Origin of the sequence: Lactobacillus melliventris, from assembly GCF_013346935.1 — a bacterium.
In the GTDB taxonomy this organism is placed as follows: Bacteria; Bacillota; Bacilli; order Lactobacillales; family Lactobacillaceae; genus Lactobacillus.
On record NZ_JAAEEB010000015.1, the window covers coordinates 1 to 14,117 of the forward strand.

Below are 14,117 nucleotides of genomic sequence, written 5' to 3' on the forward strand. Positions count from 1 at the left end.
ATATTTTATTATTGTGAGAATCTTTTTTATTTACTAAAAGCATCTTAGCCTCAAAACTACCATTTTATTATTGAATAACGCGCTTGGCTACACAAGGATAAAAATATGAACTGATTGTCTGCAATACTACTCCTTGTTCTGGTGTTGCAGCACAAACATACTGATTATTGCCAACGTAAATTCCGACATGATAAGGCGCATTTTCTGAACCCCAAAATAAGAGATCGCCTGGCTGCAGCTGGTCCATCGTTACAGTTACTCCAACTTTTACTTGGTCAGTCGTTACGCGAGGCAATTGCACGCCACCGACTTGATTATAAACATACTGAACCAGTCCCGAGCAGTCATAATTATCTGGACCATTTCCACCCCAGGCATAACCTTTACCAATTTGACTCTCTGCTAAGTTCACCACGTCTTGTGCACGTTTAGAAACATTATCAGCAGAAACTTTATTACTCAAACGTGTTATTGGGGTTACATTAGCGGCACTCTTTGTTTGGATCGCATTATTAAGTTTAGGTACAACTGTCTTTTGCTCCTGCGCCTTTGGCTTAGCTGTCTTCTGCTTATTCGGCCCAACTGCTATTTTTTTAATTTTGCTTTTAGCCTTTTTATTCTTCTTTTTTGTTACTGCACTCTTAACTTGCTCGTGCACAGTTTGGGCATTAGAATCCTGCGTTAAATCTTGCGTGTAACGTGCTTCAATCCATTCACTGTCGCCAATCATGTACCATAATTTACCTTTGCGATCAACAGCCGTTTTGGCAACATTCCATTTACTTTTATTTTTTGCACGAAAACTGATCAGTTGCCCTCCATTATAATCTGTCCATATTTTCACACTCTTATTTGGCAGACAATTGATTTGTATTCTTTTTATAGGTGTCTTAAACGTAGCAGCATCTACAGTCTTTTGTGGTGAAGCAACACCAATTCCGGTTAATGTCAATGCTGCAGCAAGACTCATTTTCCAAAAATTACGCTTCATCAAATCATTTCTCCTTTGGTAGCATAATGTGACCAAAAACTAGTATTTAACTTCATTTTAAACGCTTCAGATTTTTAATCAAGTTACACTAATCAAATGGTACTAAAAAAACACTTAGAAGATTTCCTAAGTGTTTTAAATTTTAGTATATTCCTATTCAAGAACACGCTTCGCAACAGAAGGATAGAAGTATGAGCTTAAACTATCCTTAACAACACCTTGTGAAGGAGAAGCAGCATGAACATACTGGTTATTGCCAACATAAATACCAACATGATATGGAGCACTTGCTGATCCCCAAAACAGAAGATCGCCAGGCTTTAAGTCCTGTATCGAAACCTGTTTACCTTGTTTAACTTGTGAATAAGTACTACGACTCAGGTTCACGCCAGTAGCTTCACTAAATACATACTGAGCCAAACCTGAACAGTCAAATCCTTGAGGTCCATTGCCACCCCAGGCATATGCTTTGCCCACTTCTGCATTAGCCAAATCCACAACTTTTTCGGCTTGCTTAACAGATTTTTTGGGTTTGACCGACTTTATTTTAACACCAGGTTTGACGGTGTAACGTGCTTGAATCCATTGGCCTTCACCAATTTGATACCAGGTTCTACCTTTCTTATCAACGGCACTGCTTAAAACATTAACCGTTTTACCGTGTTTTATCCGTTGGCCGGTAAAAGTAGGATTTTCATAGTTATCCCAAATATTGATGCCATAACCGGGAACATAATTGATTTTTACTTTACTAGTGGCAGCTTTAACATTAGCAGTTGTCAAATTATTATTGGCTAAACTGGCAACACCTATACCAGTAATGGTTAGCGCCGCAGCAGTAGTAAATTTAACTAAGTTACTTTTAATCTTCAAAATCAAAATCCCCCCGTATTCGCATCAAACTATTTATATTAATAAGCTCTACTTCTATATTACAAAATCAATTTTACACGCAAAGTATTACAAAAAGGTTACAGAAATAATACCGGTACGTAAAAAAGCCCTTTCACAAATTTAGCAGTAAAAGGACGCTTAAATTAATTTTATTGTTTAGCAAATTTGGGGAAAATTAGAAAAGAGTGCTTAATCTAAAATACGTTTAGCAGCGGAAGGATAAAAATAAGCACTAATTGACTGCTTTAAAACACCCTGGCTTGGCGTAGCAGCATGTACAAACTGGTTATCACCCACATAGATACCGACATGGTTTGGGGCAGCTGAAGATCCCCAGAAAAGTAAATCACCTTTCTTTAATTTTTTTAGTGAAACCTTTTTACCTTGTAAAACTTGTGAATATGTAGTTCTTGGTAAAATTTTATTTCCAGCTGTCTTGTAGACATATTGTACTAAACCGGAACAGTCAAAAGAATAAGGACCCGCAGCGCCATATACATAGCCTTTGCCAACTTGCTTTTTAGCTAAATTAGCTACAGCTGTACGTTTCTTGGTTACACTACTAGCACTAACATCATCGGCAGTAGCAGCACTAACTACCGTTACGCTAGCTGCACCAGTGAAAAAGAGGGCAATAACAATTATTAACTTAATTAATCCTTTCGAGTGTCCGTGTTTCAAAATTAAACTCTTTTCTAAATATATTTATTAATTTTAGCAAGCAGAGTTAAAACTACTTATCTATTTCTTCCGACATTTTCTATCTTACTCATTTAATGTTACACATTCGTGTCAAACGAGCTACAAAATGTTAAGAATTTTAATTTGAAAACATTTTACAAAAGTAATTGCTCAAGCAAGTTACTTACTCAGTTCTTTAACAATATTATCGAGTTGACGCTTAGTCTGATTCCAATCATCATTAACCAAGATGTGCGCATATTTTTGTAGAGTTGGCGGCAGAACGTTTAGTTCACTGCCAGTTAACCGTTCTTTAATCTTATTTGGATCATCTCCACGCTTTATTAAACGTTCAGCCAGCATCTTTTTCGAACTGGCAGTAACGTATAAAAAATAGACCTGTTTTTCTAACTTTGCTAGGTAAGATTGCGCTCCCTTAATATCGACAATCAAAGACACTAGATCATGATCCTGCCAAGCCTGGTCTAGAGCTTCTTTACTTGAACCATACTGGTAGGAACCGTATTTGACATGTTCAAAAAAATGCAGTTTCTTAAAACTGGCATCACTTTCAAAGTGATACGATTCTTTTGACCTTTCTTCCGGTCTCATTGGCCGGGTGGTGTGGGTCAATACCCTGGGAATGGCGAACGTATTTGCCAAGTATTCTGAAATAGTAGTTTTACCAGCACCACTGGGGCCGGCAATTAAAATTAATTTTTGCAAAATCCGAGCTTCCTTTACTTGAAAACTATTCGCTTTTATAATAATATCTTTCTATTATAGTGAAACATGGCTAAGAGAGGAAGTAAAACTTATTATGAAAAAAGCTGACGTCAAAGCAGATGACATTCTCAGTGCCAAGTCTGATGAAGAACTGACCAAACCATTTGTGGGCAAAGTAGAAAAAATTTATGAAAATTCTGTTCTGCTAAAAATAATCGATTATGATAAAGCTGATAAAACTGCAGTTAGTGACCTCAATCAAAAAATAGTGGTCAACTTTAAGAACTTAAAAACCGTTTCTAAAAAGAAAATGAAGGAAATTCAGGCTTTAGCAAAAAGTGATGTTAAAGTAGAAAAGATTAAAAAATCTGCCACAGAAAAAGCAACTACTGACACAAGTAAAGAATAATAACTATTTTTTAATTAAGAAACAGTGATTAATGTTCACTGCTCTTTTTTTTTGCCTAATTTTTGCCTAAAATTAAACCATGAAAATATTTATGATATGGAGAAAAAAGTGAAAGAAAAAGCAAAAACCATTTTATTTTGGTTTATTCTAATACAACCGTTTCTAGATTTATATTGGTTTTATCATGGCACTCTGGCTAATATTTTACCATTTACACTGCCTACAATTATCCGTATTTTTGCAGTGGCGAGCCTGGTTTGCCTTTACTTTAGCTCAAAAAGTTCCTGGCGGAAACTATCACAAGAAAAATGGCTACTAATTTATATTATTCTGTTAGTCATCTACTCAGCATTACACTTAATGCATGTGCAGCATTTTACCAGCGTGAGTCCCAACAATTATGGTTATTCTCCTAGTGGAGAAATCTTCTATTTAATTAGAATGATCTTACCCTTAACAGTGCTTTATTTGACTGATGAATTAGATTTTGGATCCCGGCAATTGCAAATGGTGATTGAAGGCATTTCGGGACTTTTTTCCGGCACTATTGTACTTTCTAACCTTTTCGTCATTTCTCTGAAATCATACGAAACAGGAACTATCAGTGCCAACATTTTTGAATGGTTCTTTAATCCCAATATCGGTTATTCTCACATGGCTTCTAAAGGTTTCTTCAATTTTACCAACATGATTTCGGCCGTTCTCTTTATGTTGTTGCCACTTATGCTCTACTATCTTTTCACTTCATTTAACTGGCATACCATTTTGTTAAATGTGGTGCAAGCTCTGGCAATGATTGAAATCGGCACCAAAGTTGCTGCTATTGGTCTGATTGGCGGAATCATAATCGGTCTCATCCTGTTTGGCCTGCATAAATATCTGATTAAAGATGTAAAAAAGGGCGGCAAAGCGTTTTTAGTTGCTGTCTTAATAGAAGCAGGAGCCCTAGTGATTTTGCCCTTTGGCCCTGCAATTCAGCGTTATAATTATGAAATTTATCTAGCTAAACAGTCTGACCATGATTTAGCGGACGAAAAAAAGGAATTAGCTGCTGGTTTACAAAAATACCCTAATGGCAAAAAAAGAAAAGAGTTTTTACGTTACTTCATTAAGAAAAATTATCAAGAATATGCGCTTAATCCCAAATTTGTCTTTAAAAGCTATCCTTACCAATATGACCCGGAATTTTGGCTCAAAATTATGAACGAACCGGGCCAGTCGCGCATGGAAAACCGCCAAATTGAAAAGGCTATGCTTAATCAAGTAGTCAAAACCAATAACAACAAACTAGACAAGCTTTTTGGTATTTCTTACATCCGAGAAAATAATATTTTTAATTTAGAACGAGACTTTACCGCTCAAATATATTCCTTAGGCTGGCTGGGAATGCTTTTGTATGTCGGACCATATTTGGCAGTGTTAATTTACGGTGCTTACAGGTGGCTCAGATATAAAGCAGCACGGACTTATTTAGTCAGTTCCTTAATTGTTGCCAGTGGCTTCATCCTGCTCGCTGCCTTTTCTTCCGGTAATGTGGTTGACTTTTTGACAGCCAGCTTTATTCTCGCCTTCATTGAAGGAAATCTATTAGTTCAGGTTCGTAAAAAGGAAACAATAGCAATATCCAATTAATGTAAAATGTAGATTTATCATAGTTTTAATTTTAGATAAAGGACTAACTGTCACAAACAGATTTAGTTCTTTTATTTTTTTAAAATTTTCTGACCATTAGAAAACCCCGCAATTTATTCAATTTCGGGGTTTAAACTAAGTTAGTTGCTTAAATTTTATTCTTTATTCATTGTATCTGCTAATTCTTTAAACCATAAGGCACTCTTTTTAACATAACGCTTCTGCGTTTTGAAATCTACATAAAATAGGCCATAACGTTTGTTGTAGCCATTCGCCCAGGAAAATTGATCTTGCAGAGACCATACAAAATAGCCTTGGACATTCACTCCTTCACTGCGAGCTTTTAAAAGGGCTGCGACATGTTGATCAATAAAATCAATTCTGGGAGTGTCATCAATAATCTTATCTGGGCTGACAAATTTATCCTTATAACCTAAACCATTTTCAGTCACATAAATTGTCTTACAGTTAGGATAATCATGACTGATACGCTTTAATGTGTCATAGAGACCCTGTGGGAAAATATTCCAGTCCCAGTCAGTTGTCGGTACCCCCGGCTTTTTGACAGTTTCTCCTACTCCCTTAAACTTAAAGGAAGAAGTACCCTTGTCACCAGTACCGTTAAAGTGGTTTTCACTTTCGCCATGATACGCTTTAATAAACTGATTTTGATAATAATTTAGACCAAAAATATCATTTTGTGATGCAGCTTTAGCGAGAATAGCGAGGTCACCGTCTTGAATATCCAAATGTGCGTTATTTAAACGCAGTATTTCATTAATTGATGCCATGGTATCGTCTGAGTAATAGCCTAAGAACGTCCCATCAAGCAAAAACTTGTTCAAAAACGCATCTTGCAATTTAGCTGCATGTTTATCTTCAGTACTGGTTGATATTGGATATACTGGTTGAATAACATGAATTAGGCCAATTCTACCTGATAAACCCATCTCTTTATATAAATTAACTACTCTGGCATGTGCCACTAACTCGTTATGTTCGGCCTGAATTGCACTGGTGACATCAAAATGATGGTTTGGTGGAAAAGTACCGGCAATGTACTGTGAATATGCTAAAGAAATTAGTTCATTAATAGTAAACCAATTTTTTACCTCTTTAAATTCATTAAAGCAAAACTTGGCATAGTCAACAAAATAATCAATATTCTTGCGATTTAACCAGTCACCATTATCAAATAAAGTTTTAGGACTATCAAAATGATGCAGGCTAACGTAAGGTTCAATGCCATTATCAAGACATTCTTTGAATAATTTATGATAATATTCCACGCCTTTTTGATTTACTTGACCGTAACCCTCAGGAAAAATTCTGGTCCAAGCAATTGAAACGCGCACAGCATTTAAACCATATTTTTTGGCAAGCCCAATGTCTTCTGGATACCGGTTGTAAAAGTCACTAGCAGGATCTGGTGAAAATCTGCCCTGTTTTTCAAGGTAATCATCCCACATTGTTTTGCCCTTGCCATCAACTTGAGTGCTGCCTTCAACTTGATAAGCGGCAGTAGCACCACCCCACACGAAATCGCGAGGTAATTTTTGTACTCTATTTAGTAAAGTCATTTTATTCTCCTTTATTCTGAAATGTTAGCAATTATCAGGTCCAGACACTTGTCGGCATGCTGGGTCATATCTATATATTGCTTCCCGGTAGTCGTAATCATCTTAGCGTTATTCTTATCACATTCCTTTTTCAGTTCATCTTTCATCGCATTCATTTGCGGTGCCAAAATAACGATGTCCATTCCTGAAAGCAAGTCGTGGTGAGCACCAAATGAAGTAGCAGCCACTGCTAAAGGTAAATTGTTTTCAGCAGCTAACTTGTTTAAGGCTTTGGCCAAAATACCACTGGTACCACCACCAGCACAAAGTACGAGCACATTCAGACTTTTACCATCTTTTGTTTTAGACAGTGGAATTTTGCTTTCACTTGCAGTTTTATTAGTATTATTTTTAGAAACAGCAACTGCTGGTTCGGTACTGGTATTAGCAGCAGTTGCACTAGTAGATTCGCTTGTATCATTAGTTACTTTTGCTGCTTCTTCAGCACATTTTTGCATGTCATATGCTTTAAAGAACGGGTAGTACATCACAACATCAACTACTAAAAGCAATATTGCCAAGATAATTGAACCAATCGAAAAGCCGGTACCCATTATCAAGCCGAGTGTTCCTGGTGTAGTCCAAGGCAAATTGTAAATAAAGGCAGGCATGTGGAAGACATCAACAAATATTTTAAAAAGCCAGACATTGGCAATTGGTGTCAAAATGAAAGGAATAAAGAAGACTGGGTTCAAAATTAATGGTGCACCAAATAAAATTGGCTCATTAACCCCAAATAAAACTGGAATTGATGCAGCACGACCTACTGCTTTTAATTCCTTTGATTTAGACATGAAAGCAAACATTAATGTAATTACTAAAGTAGCACCAGTACCACCTAAAGTAGCAACAAAGTACTGTGTACCTTGAGCCAAAATTCTGTTGGCACCTGCAATGTTACCAGCTTTCCAAGCCGACAAGTTTAATTCAACATTGCTTAAATAGATAGCAGTAACCGCTGGTTCAACAATAGATGGTCCCTGAATTCCGATAAACCAGAAGAAAGCCATCGCTCCATAAACTATTGCCAGACCAAAATAACCGTCTGCTGCGGTAAACAACGGAGATAAAACTTGAATAATCCAAGCAGCTAAATTTGTCCCGGTCGCAGCTCTAAAAGCTAACGAAAAGATCCAGAAGAAAAACGTACTAATTGCAAAAGGAATAATGTTTTTAAAGGCTCCCGCAATATTTTGGGGTACAGCATCTGGCAATTTAATCGTAATATTATGTTTAAAACATTGGTAGTATACATTAGGAACTATAAATGCTACCAGAAAGGCACAAATTAGTCCTTTTGTACCAATCATTGCAACTGCAAAATACAGGTTGTTCATTTTATCAGTTAAAGTATCAACAGCTACCAAGACAAAAGAAACTTGTGCGGTAAACTGCACACCTACGGTTGGAATTTGATCTGTTTTTGGTAAATCCAGATTAAACGAATCGGTTAATGCCTTAGCAACCGATGAAGAGGCCATTAATGCTAAAACTCCCATGGACATGTTGTAAAACATGTTTAATGCATTAGCTACTTTGGTTGGCCAGGCAAAGTGCCAAATCAAAGGCACGTTGGCTATCAGTAAAAATATACTGGAAAAGATAATTATCGGCATTAAAGCAATAAAGCCATCTCTGACCGCGCGCAAATATTTATTAGCGGCGACTTTTTGAAAGAATGGCTGTGCTTTTTCAATTTGCTTAATTACAGCATTCATTTTTAAACTCCTTGTTCATTTACTTATTTTTTAGTTCATTCAATTCCTTCAGAGCGGAATTATACTTTTCATACAAATCTATAAAATATTTAGCTTCATCCCTTAATAGCATCGTAGTCATTAAAGTATCCTGCCCGTGTGACATAATGAATGTGGTTTCCATTTCTTCACCACTGGCTTCTTTACTCATTAGTTTTGTTTGTGCATTATGAGCATCATTTAAAGAGCTGTCTGCACTTTTAACCAGCTCTCTGGCCTTGTCATAATTGCCTTTTTTAGCTTCATCAAGTGCTGTGATTAATGCAGTCTTCGCATCGCCAGCATAAGCGACTATTTCAAAGCCGGCCATTGAAATTTCTTCTTTAGTTGCCATCTTTTTACTCCTTTTCTTTTGGCCCTAAAATTTGATGAATGTGAATGATAAAGTAAACCCTCTCTGCGTCTGACGGCTGAAAATTAAATTCAGCATTAAGAGCCCGAAAAATTTCTTGAGTTATTTTGTAAGATCGCGGATAGGCCTTGATCATGTCACATTCAATCTTTTTATCGATAGATTCATTTTTTTCTGGCGGACGCCAGAGCCTTTTGGCCAGATACTGCAAGTGAATTAGAAATCGTCTAAAGCTCTCCCGATTTTTACCATTTTGATAAATGTTATTGTTATCCAGGACATTAAGAACGACATTAATTAGTTTAGATGTGTTAAAAATATATTTTGATTTACCTTCGTGCTTGGCAATACCTGTAGGAATCTTGCTGTTGATAAAATGAAGCGCTATACTTTTAACCTCTGAAAGTGGGAAATCAACGCCTAATTTATCGTTAATAATTCCCAGAGCTTCGTTTGCAATTTGATATTCTTTTGGATATTTTTCACTTAAATCTGGAATCTCATTTTCCCGATATTTTCCTGCTAGCAGTAAATTGTAGGCGCCATTGACATGTTCGCTTAAGGTGAGATAAATCGAATCATAAACCTGAAAATGATAACTGATTCGCGCATTTTCAATAACTGCAAAAACTGCTGCAATAATATCTGCAGGAATATTATGGAAAAGATAATTAAACGACTCTTTATCCTTCTTATTGTCTAAATAAAATATTTTCTGAATTTTTTTAGTATCAACTAGTCTATTTTTGCCCTGTTCAAATCCCACTCCCTTACCGAAAACAATAGCTTCCTGTCCTTTCCCAACATCAACCAAAATGCTGTTATTATTAAAAATCTTCTTAAGGCGCATAACATCTTCCTTTTTTGCAAAAAAAAGAGACTACTAGCAATAGCCGATGAACAATAAAATTCATCAGTTATACTAGTAGTCTCGCCTAATTTGATAGTAACAATCTACTTAAATTTTCAACACAGATAAAGCATACCACACTTTTACAATTATGCAAACGCTTTATTTATTTTATTTTTCTTTCTCCCTGATAAACGATGAATCTGGAATTCTGATTAAGTAATAACGAGTAGCATTGTGCCCTGCATGCATGCCAATGCCATTTTGCCAGACCTTTTTATAGTTAGCGGTGTAAATAGCAACGTAAGCTCGCTGATATTTGCGGTCCATTGTCTGCAGTTGCCTTTTGTCGTATGGAATTTTGGCCGCATTAAGATCCAGAGGACTTTTACCATAAGCTACCGTAGCGAAATCACTGGATACTTTAATCTTTTTACCCGGCCTGTAATAAGTGAAAGTCTGGGTACTAATCCTTTTCTTTTTCGAATCAATTGTAACGTAACTTGAATTGCCTTCTCCCGGATTCATGACAATCGGTTCATAGGTAATATGAGACTTAATCTTAGTCGTATCATCAAGATCTGGGTTATCTAGCATAGTCTTGCCGAATAACCAGACAATCCCAACTAAAAGAGCGGCTACTTCAATGATATCTATCAAAAAATTGGGCCAGCTAAATTGTCGGTGCTTCTTAATAATCATTGTGATGCGGCGCTTACGAATGTTTTGCACAACAAAAACGAAATAAAGAATAACTACTACCCATAACAATACTCCAAGTAGATTCCAGCTAATCATAATGGACCTCCTGCATCTTTCTCCATTATATGGTAAAAAACACCTTTTGAATAGTTACGTTCAAATTTGCATTAATTTTCACCTACTAAGTCTCAGATATTTTATTTTTTAGTCTTTGTCTCTTTTTGCGCCTTTTTTGTATTAGGCTTTTTAACAGTGGTCTTCTTTTTAGCAGAAGCAGCAGGCTTTTGGTACTCACGCACTTGTTTTATTTTTTCCTGCATAGCATCTGTTAAGTTGGCAACAACTTCGGTTTCATTTTGTTCAATTTCTGCTTCCGTCGCGATTTGATCAATTCGAAATCCCGATGCATTCAAATATTCCGACTGCGTTTCAAAGTATACTGCAACCGGATATTCTTTACCCTCTTCGAAAAAATTGGCATTCTTCTTGTAATTACTATATGGCAAGTTGATCATATTGGTCTCTAATGCAAAAGTTATGGGTCTTTGACCGGTAATTTCAAGAGCAATATGACTCAGTGAGTTATGCTTAAGGGCAGCTTTAGTTTCCTTAACCAATTTAGCTGCCTGTTCACGCAATTTGGTTTTGGATTTGCTGATATCAGCATATTTAGTAGTTTCTAAGTCTTCAATATAATCTTGTTTTTCTATTTTGGTAGTGAAATCTGTTAAGCTTATTTTCAAGTTAAAAATCCTTATCTAATTTATCAATATTTATCATCTTTTATACGATACTCAAATTTTGGTTTAAAAACAATTTATTTTATTTCTTTTAAAAATTATTTTTAAAAAACATTTTTTCAGCTCAGAGTTATTTTATAATATTTTTGCAATAATTTAGTTGAAAGAAAACGAAAGCTACGCACTATTTTTGTAAATATTAAATAACGCTTTAGCCCTTGAAATTTTGCAAAAGCGCTTTTATAAAAATTTATCAAAAAAACATAGACTTATCTACTTTACAAGCGTTTTCACATAGAGTAAATTTAACATGTAACTAAAAATTTTTCACTAAATTTTTTAACTGAAAGGTAGACGAATATGTCAGATAAAGTTTACACAGATTATTTCTATAATTCTGAAGATTTTGATAAAAACCACGAAATGGGATATAAAGATCTTCATATTCCTGAAGGCGTTGAAGCTCAACCTTTGATTGTTCCTCCAGTATTAGAACCTGATAAACAAGAAAATAACGATGTTTGGTACACAATCGATTCTCAAGAAGGCGACTTCCAATTTTTGCCAGGGAAAAAGACTCACACATGGGGCTACAACTTCCCAGTTCTGGGTAAGACCATGGTTTTAACCAGAGGTCAACATGTTCACGTAACTTTGAAGAACAGCTTGCCAGAATTGACTACTTACCACTGGCACGGTATGGAACTTTCAGGTCCTGGTAACGATGGTGCTTGTCACTCACCAGTTTACCCAGGTGAAGAAAAGCACATTGACTTCATAGTTAAACAACCAGCAGCTTTAACTTGGCTTCATGCTCACCCATGTCCATCAACTGCCATGCAAGTTTGGATGGGATTAGCTATGGGCGTTGTTATTACTGATGCTAACGAAGCTAAACTGCCAATTCCTAAGACTTACGGCAAGGACGAGTTCCCAATTATTTTGCAAGACCGTATTTTCCACGAAGACAACCAATTTGACTACAAGGCAGACTACAACGCAATGGGTATCTTTGGCGACACTCCAATCATCAATGGTGTTGTTCGGCCATACGTTGATGTCACTACTCAAAAAGTACGTTTGCTCTTCTTAGGTGGTTCTAACCGTCGTGAATGGCGCCTGCACTTTAGTGATGACTTGGTAATGACCCAAATCGCCGGTGACGACTCATTCTTGGAGCACCCAGTTAAATTGACTAAAGTTTTAATTGGACCAGGTGAACGTCAACAAGTAGTTGTTGATTTCAGCAATTATAAAGAAGGCGATGTTGTCAACCTTTACACTGACGACTTCAAGCTGGTTGAATTCAGAATTCACAGTTATGAAAAAGATGACAGCGTAATTCCTGATACTTTATTCAAACCATATGATCCAGTTGTTAACCCTAACTCACCAGTTCCTCATGTTACTATGGATAACCACAACATGATCAACGGTAAGCTGTTCTCAATGGAAAGAATTGATATGAAGCAGGAATTGATGAATGCTGAATACTGGGACGTAACTAACACTAACGATAAAGTTAACGGCATGTTGCACCCATTCCACACTCACGGTGCTCACTTCCTGGTTGTATCACGTAACGGTAAAGAACCATATCCAAACGAAAGAGGCGTTTACAAGGACACTATCGAAGTAGCTCCTCAAGAAACAGTTCGCATAAAGGTTTACTTCCAAAACACTGGTGTCTTCATGTATCACTGCCACATTATCGAACACGAAGATGCCGGTATGATGGCGCAAATTCAAATTGTTGATCCAAAACACCCAGACAAGAAATATCATTTGATGGATATGGAAACTCTGACTAAGGCTTTTGCCGAAGAAAGAGGCGTTCCAGAAGATGAAGTCTTCTGCCCAGGCATGGACGTTGAAGGTATGGCAGTTAAAGGTGAAGATCACAGTCTTGACGCTTTGTCAGGCGCAACTCACCACTAATTTCTACTTTCACTAAAGAATTAGTTAATTTTCCAAAAATCGTTCATTAATTTGAACGATTTTTTGCTTTTAAGAAAGAATCTATGTTTAAATAGCTTTATGAAAAAGAAAAGATTTTCCATTAAAGCTATTTTATTGATATTCCTAGGCCTTGTTCTCTTAGGCGTAATTTTTAGCGGCCTTAATTCTAATAGTTTTAAAGATCGCTATGACTGGGTTACCCTGAAATCCGCTCAAAAATTGGATGTTCCCCTAGAAAACCAGTATCCGGAACTGCCAAATGGTTGCGAAGTGACTTCCTTGTCAATGCTGTTACAGTATTATGGTATCAAGGTAAATAAACTAAACTTATCCGAAAATATCAAGCATGTATCTTCTTATACGGATGATGGCAAATATCGGGGCAATCCCCATGTAGGTTTTGTTGGTTATATGAGTCAGGCAAATGCTGGCTGGTGCGTTTATAATGAGCCTTTAGAACAAATAGGACTAAAATATACTAATCGGATTAAAAACTTTACTAATCATGATTTTATTCAAGTAATGAAATTAGTTTCTGATGGTCATCCTGTGCTAATCATTACAACGACCAATTTTAATCATGTTAGCGATATGCAAACATGGCAAACAGCTCAAGGTAAAGTTCAGGTAACACCATCTTCTCACGCCTGTGTTATTACCGGCTTTGACAAAAAAGCTCATGTTGTTTATGTTAATGATCCTTTTGGCACCAAAAATAAAAAGGTTCCGTGGCAAAACCTGGAGAAAAGTTATAATCAGCAAGGAAAACAGGCATTATATCTGGAATAAAAAAGAGCAGATCCAA

At 36.4% G+C, this 14,117-nt stretch carries 14 protein-coding genes; 4 read left to right on the top strand and 10 right to left on the bottom strand.

The window, feature by feature from the left end; translation table 11 throughout:
- Positions 1 to 67: 67 nt before the first annotated feature.
- The 4 genes from GYV61_RS09395 to GYV61_RS09410 form a co-directional block, all read right to left on the bottom strand.
- Entirely contained in the window at positions 68 to 991 is a 924-nt protein-coding gene (locus GYV61_RS09395; protein WP_122026478.1) for a C40 family peptidase, read from the bottom strand.
- Between the two features lie 153 nt (positions 992 to 1,144).
- The gene (locus GYV61_RS09400) at positions 1,145 to 1,864 is read right to left on the bottom strand and encodes a C40 family peptidase (RefSeq protein WP_174795602.1); all 720 of its coding nucleotides are present in this window, start codon (positions 1,862 to 1,864) and stop codon (positions 1,145 to 1,147) included.
- 210 nt (positions 1,865 to 2,074) lie between these two features.
- Positions 2,075 to 2,566, bottom strand: coding sequence for a C40 family peptidase (locus GYV61_RS09405; protein ID WP_110446557.1), 492 nt, complete (start codon positions 2,564 to 2,566; stop codon positions 2,075 to 2,077).
- 180 nt (positions 2,567 to 2,746) lie between these two features.
- On the bottom strand, positions 2,747 to 3,292 hold the full coding sequence (locus GYV61_RS09410; protein WP_110446558.1) for a guanylate kinase: 546 nt from the start codon (positions 3,290 to 3,292) through the stop codon (positions 2,747 to 2,749).
- A gap of 94 nt (positions 3,293 to 3,386) precedes the next feature.
- On the opposite strand from GYV61_RS09410, the gene GYV61_RS09415 reads away from it, so the two are divergent.
- Complete coding sequence (locus tag GYV61_RS09415; protein WP_110446559.1) at positions 3,387 to 3,701, top strand: DUF2187 domain-containing protein; 315 nt, start codon at positions 3,387 to 3,389, stop codon at positions 3,699 to 3,701.
- 108 nt (positions 3,702 to 3,809) lie between these two features.
- On the top strand, positions 3,810 to 5,333 hold the full coding sequence (locus GYV61_RS09420) for an O-antigen ligase family protein (protein ID WP_174795603.1): 1,524 nt from the start codon (positions 3,810 to 3,812) through the stop codon (positions 5,331 to 5,333).
- Positions 5,334 to 5,488: 155 nt separating this feature from the next.
- Here GYV61_RS09420 and lacG read toward each other — a convergent pair whose 3' ends face one another.
- The 6 genes from lacG to GYV61_RS09450 form a co-directional block, all read right to left on the bottom strand.
- The gene (lacG, locus tag GYV61_RS09425; RefSeq protein WP_174795604.1) at positions 5,489 to 6,913 is read right to left on the bottom strand and encodes a 6-phospho-beta-galactosidase; all 1,425 of its coding nucleotides are present in this window, start codon (positions 6,911 to 6,913) and stop codon (positions 5,489 to 5,491) included.
- Between the two features lie 11 nt (positions 6,914 to 6,924).
- The gene (locus tag GYV61_RS09430) at positions 6,925 to 8,670 is read right to left on the bottom strand and encodes a PTS lactose transporter subunit IIBC (RefSeq protein WP_174795605.1); all 1,746 of its coding nucleotides are present in this window, start codon (positions 8,668 to 8,670) and stop codon (positions 6,925 to 6,927) included.
- A 19-nt stretch (positions 8,671 to 8,689) separates the two neighbouring features.
- A complete protein-coding gene (locus GYV61_RS09435; RefSeq protein WP_046325500.1) occupies positions 8,690 to 9,043 on the bottom strand; it encodes a PTS lactose/cellobiose transporter subunit IIA in 354 nt (117 codons plus the stop codon).
- Between the two features lie 4 nt (positions 9,044 to 9,047).
- A complete protein-coding gene (locus tag GYV61_RS09440; RefSeq protein ID WP_174795606.1) occupies positions 9,048 to 9,911 on the bottom strand; it encodes a PRD domain-containing protein in 864 nt (287 codons plus the stop codon).
- A 171-nt stretch (positions 9,912 to 10,082) separates the two neighbouring features.
- Positions 10,083 to 10,709 carry an LVIS_2131 family protein gene (locus GYV61_RS09445; protein ID WP_174795607.1) on the bottom strand — a complete coding sequence of 209 codons (627 nt, stop codon included), beginning with the start codon at positions 10,707 to 10,709 and terminating at the stop codon, positions 10,083 to 10,085.
- A gap of 101 nt (positions 10,710 to 10,810) precedes the next feature.
- Positions 10,811 to 11,356 (bottom strand): hypothetical protein, encoded by a 546-nt coding sequence (locus GYV61_RS09450; RefSeq protein ID WP_174795608.1) that lies wholly within the window; start codon positions 11,354 to 11,356, stop codon positions 10,811 to 10,813.
- Positions 11,357 to 11,713: 357 nt separating this feature from the next.
- Here GYV61_RS09450 and GYV61_RS09455 point away from each other — a divergent pair, with 357 nt between their 5' ends.
- Both GYV61_RS09455 and GYV61_RS09460 read left to right on the top strand, forming a co-directional pair.
- Positions 11,714 to 13,291, top strand: a complete 1,578-nt coding sequence (locus tag GYV61_RS09455; protein WP_122026489.1) for a multicopper oxidase family protein — start codon at positions 11,714 to 11,716, stop codon at positions 13,289 to 13,291.
- A gap of 99 nt (positions 13,292 to 13,390) precedes the next feature.
- A complete protein-coding gene (locus tag GYV61_RS09460; protein ID WP_174795609.1) occupies positions 13,391 to 14,101 on the top strand; it encodes a C39 family peptidase in 711 nt (236 codons plus the stop codon).
- Positions 14,102 to 14,117 lie beyond the last annotated feature (16 nt).

Coding starts and splice junctions, on each gene's coding strand:
- GYV61_RS09455 (WP_122026489.1), top strand. CDS start 11,714: ATGTCAGATAAAGTTTACACAGATTATTTCTATAATTCTGAAGATTTT.
- lacG (WP_174795604.1), bottom strand. CDS start 6,913: ATGACTTTACTAAATAGAGTACAAAAATTACCTCGCGATTTCGTGTGG.
- GYV61_RS09445 (WP_174795607.1), bottom strand. CDS start 10,709: ATGATTAGCTGGAATCTACTTGGAGTATTGTTATGGGTAGTAGTTATT.
- GYV61_RS09440 (WP_174795606.1), bottom strand. CDS start 9,911: ATGCGCCTTAAGAAGATTTTTAATAATAACAGCATTTTGGTTGATGTT.
- GYV61_RS09395 (WP_122026478.1), bottom strand. CDS start 991: ATGAAGCGTAATTTTTGGAAAATGAGTCTTGCTGCAGCATTGACATTA.
- GYV61_RS09460 (WP_174795609.1), top strand. CDS start 13,391: ATGAAAAAGAAAAGATTTTCCATTAAAGCTATTTTATTGATATTCCTA.
- GYV61_RS09415 (WP_110446559.1), top strand. CDS start 3,387: ATGAAAAAAGCTGACGTCAAAGCAGATGACATTCTCAGTGCCAAGTCT.
- GYV61_RS09435 (WP_046325500.1), bottom strand. CDS start 9,043: ATGGCAACTAAAGAAGAAATTTCAATGGCCGGCTTTGAAATAGTCGCT.
- GYV61_RS09430 (WP_174795605.1), bottom strand. CDS start 8,670: ATGAATGCTGTAATTAAGCAAATTGAAAAAGCACAGCCATTCTTTCAA.